We start from the raw sequence: 10,272 nt of genomic DNA on the forward strand, positions 1-10,272 counted from the left end.
CCATGAGCAAAAGGGATAGAATTATATATATTAAATCGGACGAAGAGTTAGAAATTATCTGTAATAACGGCCAGATTTTAGGCAAGGCTCAGGCAGAAGTAGCAAAGTTAATTGCACCTGGTGTAACAACCAAGGAACTTGACAAAGTAGCTTACGATTATATTAAAGACCATAAGGCTCACCCTTCTTTTTTAGGCTATGATGTAGGAGGTCTTAAGTTTCCTTCTTCGCTCTGTATTTCTGTAAATGATGTTGTTGTACATGGCATACCGAGCAACAGAGCATTAAAAGAAGGTGACATTGTTTCGGTGGATTGTGGCGTTTATAAAGATGGATATCATGCAGACAGCGCCTATACTTATGCTGTTGGTAATATAGCTAAAGAAGTTGCTGACCTATTGAAACATACTTGCGAATCGCTTTATAAAGGTATAGAACAAGCTAAAACGGGTAACAGAGTAGGGGATATTAGTTTTGCAGTACAAGATTATAGCGAAAGACTTGGTTATGGTGTTGTACGCGAATTAGTGGGGCATGGTGTTGGAAAGTTTTTGCACGAGGCTCCGGAAGTACCAAACTTTGGCAAACGTGGCAATGGCCCGAAATTGCTGGAAGGAATGGTACTGGCAATAGAACCAATGATTACCCTGGGGCGCAGGTCGGTTGTTCAGGAGAACGATGGCTGGACCATCAGAACCGAAGACCGTAAGCAGGCAGCTCACTTTGAACATACTATTGTAGTCAGAAAAGGAGCGGGTGAAATCCTTACCACCTTTGAATACATTGAAGAAGTATTAGCCAAGAAAAAATTACAAGTGGCATAAGGTACCAGCGTTCATAACAATAAAGTTTTTGACGCAATTGAAAGCATATGGCAAAACAAGCAAATATTGAAGTAGACGGCATCATCACAGAAGCTCTTTCTAACGCCATGTTCCGTGTGCGTCTGGAGAACAAGCACGAACTGGTTGCCCATATCTCAGGAAAGATGAGAATGAATTACATTCGGATTCTTCCAGGCGATAAGGTAAGGTTAGAGATGTCGCCTTATGATTTGACTAAAGCACGAATTACTTATCGTTATAAGTAGCACCGGGCCTAAAAGGGGTTAAGGAACTAAAGACGATAATTTTATAGTTTTATAATGAAAGTTTCATGTATTGTAAATAACCCCAAAGCATGAAAACTTCTAACAAAGTTCCCCTTATGGGGTAGGGGTGGTTTTAAATTCATTATGAAAGTTAAAGCATCAGTAAAGAAGCGCAGTGCTGAATGTAAAGTTATCCGTCGTAAGGGTAAAATTTACGTTATTAACAAAAAAAATCCGAAGTTTAAACAAAGACAAGGTTAATTATCTATGAGGATTGCAGGTGTTGACATCCCAGACAAGAAAAGAGGCGAGATCGCCCTTACGTACATCTACGGTATTGGTCGTAGTTCATCACAGAAAATTTTAGAAAAAGCTAATGTTAGCTTTGATAAAAAAGCCGGTGAGTGGAACGACGCAGAAGCAAATGCCATTCGTGGTATTATCAGTGAGGAACTAACTGTTGAAGGACAGTTGCGTTCTGAGGTACAGCTTGCCATTAAACGTTTGATGGACATTGGTTGCTACCGTGGCGTTCGTCACCGTAAAGGACTTCCATTACGCGGACAACGTACCAAGAACAACTCACGTACCCGTAAAGGTAAACGTAAGACTGTAGCAAACAAGAAGAAAGCTACGAAGTAATCCCTCTTAGGGTATTCCCCGGGTATCCTGAACAGATACGAATCCGGATTTTACGAGTAACGGGGGTAAAATCGAACAGAATACAGGTATTTCTGTATTGCCTATCATTTAACACTGTTTGTCACAATGGCACAAGCTAAAAGAAAAGATAAAGCAAAAAAAAGAGTAGTGATTGTGGAGCCTGTTGGTCAGGTTCACGTTAGGGCTTCTTTCAATAATATTATTATCTCTATTACCAATAGCCAGGGTCAGGTAATTTCCTGGGCTTCTGCTGGTAAGATGGGTTTTAAGGGTTCTAAGAAAAATACACCTTACGCGGCGCAGATGGCAGCACAAAACTGTGCGCAGGTAGCTTATGATGCCGGTATGCGTAAGGCTGAAGTATTCGTAAAAGGCCCTGGCGCTGGTCGTGAGTCAGCTATTCGTACGGTACAGAGTTCAGGTATTGAGGTTACTTCAATAACTGACGTAACTCCACTACCGCACAACGGCTGTCGTCCTCCAAAACGCAGAAGAGTTTAGTACTTGGCAGAAGAGTGGAAATTTTTAAGATTATCTGAATTTTTCAGTAATAATTTAAAATTTTCATTCTTCTGTTTATTAATTTTTATATTTAACATTTAGCCTGCATCACAGGCATCCGAAGTAAGAAAATAGTCGTGAAATACTATACCGATTGATAGTTTGGACATTGGGGCTAATCAATCTTTACTTCGCTTAAATCAATCACAAATGGCAAGATACACAGGTCCGAAAGTTAGAATTTCAAGAAAGTTTGGTGAACCGGTAATGGGCGCCAGCAAAGCATTAAGCAAAAAGAATTACGCTCCTGGCCAACATGGTAAAGGACGTAAAGGTAAAAAATCAGAGTACGGCCAACAGCTAATAGAAAAACAAAAAGTTAAGTATACTTATGGTATCTTAGAGCGTCAGTTTGCTCGTTTCTTCCATTTAGCGTCAGTAAAACAAGGGCGTACAGGTGAAAACCTTCTTAAATTGTGCGAAGCACGTCTTGACAACACCGTATATCGTTTAGGTATAGCTCCTACACGTCGTGCTGCCCGTCAGTTGGTTACTCACCGTCATATTATTGTAGATGGTGAAGTTCTTAATATCCCGTCGCTAATATTGAAACCGGGTCAATTGGTAGGTGTGCGTGAAAAATCAAAAGCTCTTGAAGCAATCTCTGAAAGTTTGAAAGCTCGTAATGCCAAACGTTATAACTGGTTGGAGTGGGATAGCGCTGAAATGGTTGGTAAATTTATCAACTTCCCTGAGCGTGATCAAATTCCAGAAAACTTCAACGAACAGGCCATCGTCGAGTTGTATAACAAATAATATTTGTATAATAGTTGTGCCATTGCCGACAAAATCGGTGGTGGCACAGCTACGTTTTTTTATTGGTGGGTATAGCTAACCACCCTTTTCGTTAACGAAAACAAACACACTGCATACGTATGTCAATATTAGCATTTCAAATGCCTGACAAGGTAGTCATGGAAAAAGCAGACGACTTCCATGGCTTTTTCGAGTTTAAGCCACTTGAAAGAGGGTATGGTGTGACCATCGGGAACGCCCTACGTCGTATTTTGTTATCCTCTCTTGAAGGTTACGCAATCACGGCTGTAAGATTTCCCGGGGTATTACACGAATTTTCGAGCATTGAAGGGGTTGTAGATGATGTGACGGAAATCATCTTAAACCTTAAAATGGTTCGTTTCAAGAAAGTCTCAGATTATGTAGATAATAAGTTCACCGTCAGAGTAAAAAATCAAAGTATACTAACTGCTGGCGACCTGGGCAAATTTACACAAAGTTTTCAGATTCTGAATCCTGATTTGGTTATTGCCCGTTTGGACGATCAAAGAGAAATAGAAGTTGAAATTATAGTAGATAAAGGACGTGGTTATGTTTCTGCTGAAGAGCACAAACAAACTGATTTACCAATTGGTTTTATATCGGTTGACTCAATCTATACCCCCATTAAAAATGTGAAGTATAGCATTGAAAATACCCGTGTTGAACAACGTACTGACTACGAAAAACTATTGCTTGAAATCAAAACTGATGGTTCTATCCACCCGGAAAGAGCTTTGCAGGAAGCTGCACATATTCTGATTCAGCACTTCTTGAAGTTCACTGACGAGAATATGGTATTTGATACCAAGAAAGATGATGAAGACAATATTGTTGATGAAGAATTCTTGCACATGCGTAAGCTGTTGAAGACTTCTCTACAGGATTTGGATTTGTCGGTTCGTGCATACAACTGTTTGAAATCGGCGGATATCCGTACATTAGGCGACCTTGCAAGACTGGAAGTAGCCGACATGATGAAGTTCCGCAATTTCGGTAAGAAGTCTTTGACTGAGTTAGAGCAACTGGTTGCCGACAAAGGTCTTCACTTTGGTATGGATGTAACGAAATACAAATTAGACGAAGATTGATTCTGATTTTTCCCCTTCTGATGTTTATTCATCCTAAGGGGAATTTTTGTATATCCTCGAAACCGCAGTATTCGAATTTAAAATTTATCAATCGTAATAGGTGGAGTAACCAAGACTGCGTAGGTTATTTTGACCGTTACTTACGAAATATATTACAATGAGACACGGTAACAAAACCAATCACTTAGGCAGAACCCATTCGCACAGAGATGCGTTGTTAAAAAACCTTGCCATTTCTTTAATTCAGCACAAACGTATTGAAACAACTTTAGCTAAAGCCAAAGAATTGCGTAAATATGTAGAGCCTATTATTACAAAGGCAAAAAATGATACAACTCACTCACGTCGTATGGTATTCTCTTATTTGCAAGATAAAGAGTCTATCAAAACTCTTTTTGGTGAGATTGCAGAAAAAGTAGCCAACCGTAACGGTGGTTATACTCGTATCATTAAATTAGGAACTCGTTTTGGTGACAACGCCGAAGTGGCTCTGATTGAGTTGGTTGATTACAACGAAGCTCTATTAACAGCCGTTGAGGAAAAATCTGCTAAAACACGTCGTAGCCGTCGTGGTGGTAAAAAATCTACCGACACAGCTGAAGTAGCTCCAGTAGCAACAGCAGATGAGTCATCGGCTGAAGTAGTTGAAGAAACTCCTGCAGTAGTAGCTGAAGCTGAACCAACAGCAGAAGCAGCGCCTGCGCAAGAGGAAACTCCGGCTGCTGGCGAAGAGAATAAAGAAGCTTAAGATGCTCAATCTTATAAAGAAGGCCTCCGGAAATTCCGGGGGCTTTTTTATTGCCTATACAGTATGTGGCTTTAAGGTGGTTCTGCTACTGGCTTAATATTGTTTGGTTTTGCAGTATGATATTTGCTAATTTTACCGCTTGGTTTTACAATCATTTGTTTCTTGTATTCTTTAACTATGAGCGATATTTCATTTATTATTCTCACCTACAACGAGTCAGTTCATTTAAGAAGGTTGTTATCAAAAATCGTTGGTATCAATGCGCCCGTTTTTGTGATAGACTCTGGCAGTACTGATGATACAGTGGCAATAGCAGAAGAATTCGGTGCAGTGGTGAAAGTAAATACATTTGAGAACCATCCGAAACAATGGGACTTTGCGTTAAAAAATTGTCTCATTTCAACTCAATGGATTATCGGCCTTGATGCTGACCAGTATCCCTCAGAAGAATTGCTTCATAAGCTAAAAACTTTTTCTGATATTGAAGTACCTGCTGACGTAAATGGTATCTATTTTAACCGGCATAATTATTTTCAGGGAGAAAGGCTGAAGTACGGAGGTTACAGAAATTTTTATATGTTGAAGATGTTCAGAAACGGGAAGGGATGGTCTGACTTAAACGAGAATATGGATCACCGGTTTATTGTTGAGGGTAAATCAATTATCTGGAAGAACGAGGTGCTGATTGAAGACAACCTGAAAGAACATGATATTGATTTCTGGCTTACCAAACAAATACGCTATAGTAATCTGACAGCCCAGGAGGAGTTTCAACGCAAGAAAGGGCTGCGCGGACAAACTTTGACACCAAATCTGCTGGGTAACCCTGACGAACGCACTGCGTTTCTGAAAAAAATCTGGTGGAATCTGCCATTGTTTATACGCCCAATGATTTATTTCTTTTACCGTTTCGTAATCAGACTTGGATTCCTTGAAACCACATCTGGTCGCCTTTTCCACTTCCTGCAAGGCTTTTGGTTCAGGTTTCTGGTAGATGCCAAGATAAGAGAGCTAGAGAAGCAGGAGAAGCTGCAAGCAAAGGCTTAGTCTTGCGGTAGCAAGGCTTTTACCTCACCGCCTGAAATACGGTTGATGAAGTAAGCAAAATAGATACAAACACCCAGATAGACTATCTGCAGGCAATATTCTACCCAATTCATTAAAGAAAGACTACCAAATGAGTTGTAGTAAGCGCCTCCTAGACAATACCAGAACGAGGGCTGAACGGCTCCTGTAATATTCAGTAATATCATTAAGGCCCATTGTCTGGGCTTGAATGTCTCACCAAAAAAGTATATAACCGGTAACAAGAAAGTGTAAAGATAATTAGGCAGCGAATTCTTATGTACAATAATGGTTATCATATTGGTAAGTATGAACGCAAATATCAACAGTTTAGACTCGCTATAAGGTTTCAGATTACGCAGGCAATAGGCTGCCACAGCAATGATAATAACCAGCCCTCCCCAGTTTAGCAATGTGTTATCGGGCTTAAAACCACCAATAAAAGGGCTTAAGATGCTCATCAGGTTGGGAGCAAATGGTAGGTCGCCGAGCTGTAATGGAGCCAGGATTTTAACGCCTGCCAGATAAAACATAATGGCAATAGCTGGAATGCCAATAATTAGTAAACCTGATATTAATTTTAAACGTGCCTTTGAAAATATAAGTAAAAGAATTACAGGTATAATGAGCAGAATTTTGGTACATGCTATACCAATACCCAGCACAATGCCGGCATAAAGGGCATTATTGTATTTTTTGTAACACCATAGCGCTAATGCGATAAATAGCCACAGAAAGATGTCTTCCTGCCCACCAAAGATAAGGAAAATGAGTGGTGCGGGAAGAGAAAAATACAAGATAATGTAAAAGGCCGAATAACGATAGTTAACCAAAGGCCTGGTGACATAAACAGCCAGTAATTCGTATATCATCATTAAAAAAATGATAGACTCCGGGGCGTCAATTATGGCTAGTGCCAAGGCATTAAAATAAGGGAACAACGGCGAGTAAGGCTGCCAGAAGTCGCGGTATACAATGAGGCCATCTAAAGCCTGTTTGGCTGTGTTATAAAAGAAAACAACATCAGATTTAACTGTATATCCTAAAACCCAGTAAACCAACGCAAACGGAAGCAGGCGAAGAAGTACCCAACTACCCAAAATGGCAAATTGGCTGTTATTGGCAATAAAATCATTTAGTTTCTCTTTCCAGAAAAGCAATGCGGTTGTTATTAAACTCAGCAATAGCGATATGGCTAATTTACCCAAAACAACAGTCATCAATATCAGCGGTTTTTTACATTAATTAGTTTTCATTAAAAGGCTCAGGTAGCCAAACTGCGCTGAAACCATAAAGTGAAGCTCAGCTGTGCAAAGGCACAAAGTTACAATTGAATTATTAAATTTACCACACAAAACACCACTCAGGACCTGAAAATCTTGAATCCATACCGGGTTGAAAGTCTTATATAAAAACATTTAAAATTTGGTTACGCTTTACAACCATTTTACTTGCTTAACAGTCAGTACAATACTTAACCAGAACAATGCTTCGAAAATTATACATATTGGTTTTATCAGTAGCAATGCTGGCTTGTGATCTGGCCAAAGAAGATATGCTGGCGCCAGGGGCACCGGTAGAGAATCCAGATAATGCTTTCTTTGCCTTGCAGGGAGAAACCTGTACCATAAACCCCGCGGCTTTTGACAGGCTCAGAGGGGTTACTTCTATTATTATCAGTAAAACACCGCAATATGGCGAGGCAAAATTTATAGAAAACGGTTTTATTTTTTACAAACCGGCCGATAATCGCATAACTTCTGATTATTTCAGTATTGAAGGCCAAAGCCAGGCAGGGACTAAAATAACACAGGAAATACAGATAACCTTTGTGCCAGGTGCATCAGGTTTGCCTTGCTTTGCCGGAGCCGTGAGCGATAAGGCCGAAACTACAATAGATAAACCCGTAGAGATTGATGTTTTGGCTAATGATAAATCCTGTACTACAATTGATCGTAATTCAATCAGCATTGAGTTGCCGCCCAGAAACGGAAGGGCAGAGGTAGTGAACCAGAAGATTTTATACACACCCGATAAAAATTATGTGGGAGACGACATTTTCTTTTATCGTGTAAATGTCAATAACAGGAGGAATCCGGTGGCGGCGGTTGAGGTAAAAACAAACAGGTAAGGCAACTTGAATTGGAGAAACACTCAATAAAAAAGTTTCTCAATACGCATAATTGGCTATTTTAATAAAAGCAGGAGGTCTGTTTTTGAATATTTAGAATTATAGTAACCGAAAATTAGTATTCAATATAGACTCGATTTTTACCAAATCTGTGCTGTTTAAAACTGATTCTGAATTATTAGACGGATGCCTCAGAAGAGATTCTAAGGCTCAGGCGGCTCTTTACCAAAAGTATAAGGGACGCTTTTTTGGCATTTGCCGGCGATATACCCTTAATAAAGAAGAAGCAGAAGATATTTTTCAGGATGCCTTTGTGAAGGTATTCCTGAATCTGAAAGAACTCAGAAGTGCAGACCAGCTAAGCGCCTGGATTAGGCGAGTGGTAGTAAATGTATGTATTGATTATTACCACAAGCGTATCAATTTTGTAGACATAACCGAGGTGCCGGAGGTGGCTCCGGCCGACTGGCAAAATGAGTCAATCATTTCAGCAATGAACAATCAGGAGCTTCTGAGCCTGGTAAATGAGTTACCTGATGGCGCCCGTATGGTATTCAACCTGTTTGTAATTGATGGATACAGCCACCAGGAAATAGCACAAATGCTGGGTATCTCGGAAGGTACCTCTAAATCGCAGCTCTTCTTCGCCAAGAAACTGCTTAAAAAAAAATTACTGACAACAGGAATAACCATTGATTAGCCGATAAAAGATGGAAAATTTTGATGATAACATAGAGAACGAATACCGGAGCCGCTTTGAAGATTTTGAAGAGATGCCCGATGATTTGCTATGGAACAAAATTCAGTCGAGAATTACACCTGAAAAAGAGCGTCCTTTTATTATATGGTTGCGTACACCGGTGCGCACTATAGGTTTAGCGGCTTCTTTATTGATAGCCCTCGGAATGGGCACCTATTTTATGTTTAAAACAGATACCCAAATACAGGGAAGCCGTTTGAATGAGAAGCAGGTTAACCACAACCCGGGAAGTGTTACAAAAACTAAAAATGCCGAAGAAAGCAAGCAGATTGTGAATGACCAGACTCTGAAACAGCAAAACCCAGTGGCTGGGGTGCTTAAAGAAATGAGTAACAAGGTATCTGGTATGGCAAAACACACATCAGGCCTGATGGCCAGAAAGCGCAACAGGAAGGATTCAGCTTTACAGCAGATAAATAAAGAATTACCTGTTACCCTTGTTTCAGAAGAAACAAGAACACTTGTTTTAAAAGATGTATATGCCCTTACAGGAAAAGGAGCGAACATTTTTTTGGTTAATAAGCGCTTAAATGCGCCCGATTTATATACCGAAGCAATTGCCATAGAAGTAGAAGAAAAGCACGCACGGTTTTTTTTGCCGCCCAGTGAAATGTTCATTAATGTAAACCCTACTTTGAGTTATTATATGTTTTCGCCGAACAAGGGCGACAACGTTCTGGTGAGTGATTTCAGTAATAGTTCTCAGCGTCTTGGTTTTGGTGCGCAAATCGGATTCGTGTATCCGCTTGCCAGGAAATTTGACTTAAGAACGGGCGTGAGCTATTTTACAAGGAAGTCGAGCATCAGCTATGATATAACCGACGAATCGAAGAAGAATGTAGTAGTGGTAGACAACAACTCCATTCAGATTAATCCGGGTAGTTCGGCCATGAATGAAACCCGAAACTGGCACTATCTTGAGCTGCAAAGTGATGTGTTGTATGCCATTAAGGCAATGCAGGCGGTATCATTAGGGTTTAAAGTTGGCATGCAGACGTCGTCAATGAATGCACCTTTGGTACAGGGGCGGCTTGGTTACCGAATTTCCAGACCAGTTAATAACCGATGGGCTTTGTGGCTTGAGCCAGCCGTATCAGTTTCATTGTCTTCTCAGAATTCGGCACAAAACCTTTTTATGTACCGCACTACTGGTTTTGGTTTGAATCTGGGGGTGAGCCTATTAAAATAATGTGCGATTGAGTGAATTTGTGAATGATGAAAAAGGCGCTTTAGAGGTAACCTCTAAAGCGTTTTTTGTTGGATATGTGTCACGTCCTGAAATAGCGTTACAATAAAAGTAATGTTATGAAAGAAACAATTGCAAATCAGTACATTAAGCGTACACAGAAAGATTACAGTTATGCTTTTAAATTAGCCGTAGTTCAAGAG

The 10,272-nt window shown here is 40.1% G+C and carries 13 protein-coding genes; 12 read left to right on the top strand and 1 reads right to left on the bottom strand.

Annotated features, from left to right (window positions below; all coding sequences use genetic code 11):
* Positions 1 to 2 precede the first annotated feature (2 nt).
* The 9 genes from map (at position 3) to NZ848_RS01915 (ending at position 5,974) form a co-directional block, all read left to right on the top strand.
* Positions 3 to 824, top strand: coding sequence for a type I methionyl aminopeptidase (gene map, locus NZ848_RS01875; RefSeq protein WP_259014121.1), 822 nt, complete (start codon positions 3 to 5; stop codon positions 822 to 824).
* 47 nt (positions 825 to 871) lie between these two features.
* A complete protein-coding gene (gene infA / locus NZ848_RS01880) occupies positions 872 to 1,090 on the top strand; it encodes a translation initiation factor IF-1 (RefSeq protein ID WP_101727430.1) in 219 nt (72 codons plus the stop codon).
* Between the two features lie 144 nt (positions 1,091 to 1,234).
* Entirely contained in the window at positions 1,235 to 1,351 is a 117-nt protein-coding gene (rpmJ, locus tag NZ848_RS01885; RefSeq protein WP_015027349.1) for a 50S ribosomal protein L36, read from the top strand.
* Positions 1,352 to 1,357: 6 nt separating this feature from the next.
* A complete protein-coding gene (rpsM, locus tag NZ848_RS01890; RefSeq protein WP_101727431.1) occupies positions 1,358 to 1,732 on the top strand; it encodes a 30S ribosomal protein S13 in 375 nt (124 codons plus the stop codon).
* Positions 1,733 to 1,858: 126 nt separating this feature from the next.
* Positions 1,859 to 2,254: a 30S ribosomal protein S11 gene (rpsK, locus tag NZ848_RS01895; RefSeq protein ID WP_101727432.1), complete on the top strand. Its 396-nt coding sequence runs from the start codon at positions 1,859 to 1,861 to the stop codon at positions 2,252 to 2,254.
* A 210-nt stretch (positions 2,255 to 2,464) separates the two neighbouring features.
* Positions 2,465 to 3,070 carry a 30S ribosomal protein S4 gene (gene rpsD / locus NZ848_RS01900; protein WP_101727433.1) on the top strand — a complete coding sequence of 202 codons (606 nt, stop codon included), beginning with the start codon at positions 2,465 to 2,467 and terminating at the stop codon, positions 3,068 to 3,070.
* A gap of 119 nt (positions 3,071 to 3,189) precedes the next feature.
* On the top strand, positions 3,190 to 4,179 hold the full coding sequence (locus tag NZ848_RS01905) for a DNA-directed RNA polymerase subunit alpha (protein WP_101727434.1): 990 nt from the start codon (positions 3,190 to 3,192) through the stop codon (positions 4,177 to 4,179).
* Positions 4,180 to 4,336: 157 nt separating this feature from the next.
* Complete coding sequence (gene rplQ / locus NZ848_RS01910) at positions 4,337 to 4,927, top strand: 50S ribosomal protein L17 (protein ID WP_101727435.1); 591 nt, start codon at positions 4,337 to 4,339, stop codon at positions 4,925 to 4,927.
* 177 nt (positions 4,928 to 5,104) lie between these two features.
* Positions 5,105 to 5,974 (top strand): glycosyltransferase family 2 protein, encoded by an 870-nt coding sequence (locus NZ848_RS01915; protein ID WP_259014122.1) that lies wholly within the window; start codon positions 5,105 to 5,107, stop codon positions 5,972 to 5,974.
* Here the strand turns inward: NZ848_RS01915 and NZ848_RS01920 are convergent.
* Complete coding sequence (locus tag NZ848_RS01920) at positions 5,971 to 7,212, bottom strand: hypothetical protein (RefSeq protein WP_259014123.1); 1,242 nt, start codon at positions 7,210 to 7,212, stop codon at positions 5,971 to 5,973. The two genes, NZ848_RS01915 and NZ848_RS01920, sit on opposite strands and share 4 nt — an antisense overlap.
* A gap of 266 nt (positions 7,213 to 7,478) precedes the next feature.
* Between NZ848_RS01920 and NZ848_RS01925 the strand changes: the two genes are divergently transcribed.
* From NZ848_RS01925 to NZ848_RS01935, 3 genes are all read left to right on the top strand, one after another.
* Positions 7,479 to 8,123: an Ig-like domain-containing protein gene (locus tag NZ848_RS01925; protein ID WP_259014124.1), complete on the top strand. Its 645-nt coding sequence runs from the start codon at positions 7,479 to 7,481 to the stop codon at positions 8,121 to 8,123.
* A gap of 151 nt (positions 8,124 to 8,274) precedes the next feature.
* Positions 8,275 to 8,823 (top strand): RNA polymerase sigma factor, encoded by a 549-nt coding sequence (locus NZ848_RS01930; RefSeq protein ID WP_259014125.1) that lies wholly within the window; start codon positions 8,275 to 8,277, stop codon positions 8,821 to 8,823.
* Positions 8,824 to 8,833: 10 nt separating this feature from the next.
* Complete coding sequence (locus tag NZ848_RS01935; RefSeq protein ID WP_259014126.1) at positions 8,834 to 10,072, top strand: hypothetical protein; 1,239 nt, start codon at positions 8,834 to 8,836, stop codon at positions 10,070 to 10,072.
* Positions 10,073 to 10,272: the final 200 nt, after the last annotated feature.

Origin of the sequence: Emticicia fluvialis (assembly GCF_024793945.1) — a bacterium.
Lineage (GTDB): Bacteria > Bacteroidota > Bacteroidia > Cytophagales > Spirosomataceae > Emticicia > Emticicia fluvialis.

Excerpts from the sequence above, each read along its gene's own strand:
- rpmJ (WP_015027349.1), top strand. The coding sequence starts at position 1,235 with ATGAAAGTTAAAGCATCAGTAAAGAAGCGCAGTGCTGAATGTAAAGTT.
- rpsD (WP_101727433.1), top strand. The coding sequence starts at position 2,465 with ATGGCAAGATACACAGGTCCGAAAGTTAGAATTTCAAGAAAGTTTGGT.
- NZ848_RS01925 (WP_259014124.1), top strand. The coding sequence starts at position 7,479 with ATGCTTCGAAAATTATACATATTGGTTTTATCAGTAGCAATGCTGGCT.
- NZ848_RS01935 (WP_259014126.1), top strand. The coding sequence starts at position 8,834 with ATGGAAAATTTTGATGATAACATAGAGAACGAATACCGGAGCCGCTTT.
- infA (WP_101727430.1), top strand. The coding sequence starts at position 872 with ATGGCAAAACAAGCAAATATTGAAGTAGACGGCATCATCACAGAAGCT.
- rpsM (WP_101727431.1), top strand. The coding sequence starts at position 1,358 with ATGAGGATTGCAGGTGTTGACATCCCAGACAAGAAAAGAGGCGAGATC.
- NZ848_RS01905 (WP_101727434.1), top strand. The coding sequence starts at position 3,190 with ATGTCAATATTAGCATTTCAAATGCCTGACAAGGTAGTCATGGAAAAA.
- rpsK (WP_101727432.1), top strand. The coding sequence starts at position 1,859 with ATGGCACAAGCTAAAAGAAAAGATAAAGCAAAAAAAAGAGTAGTGATT.
- rplQ (WP_101727435.1), top strand. The coding sequence starts at position 4,337 with ATGAGACACGGTAACAAAACCAATCACTTAGGCAGAACCCATTCGCAC.
- NZ848_RS01920 (WP_259014123.1), bottom strand. The coding sequence starts at position 7,212 with ATGACTGTTGTTTTGGGTAAATTAGCCATATCGCTATTGCTGAGTTTA.
- NZ848_RS01915 (WP_259014122.1), top strand. The coding sequence starts at position 5,105 with ATGAGCGATATTTCATTTATTATTCTCACCTACAACGAGTCAGTTCAT.
- map (WP_259014121.1), top strand. The coding sequence starts at position 3 with ATGAGCAAAAGGGATAGAATTATATATATTAAATCGGACGAAGAGTTA.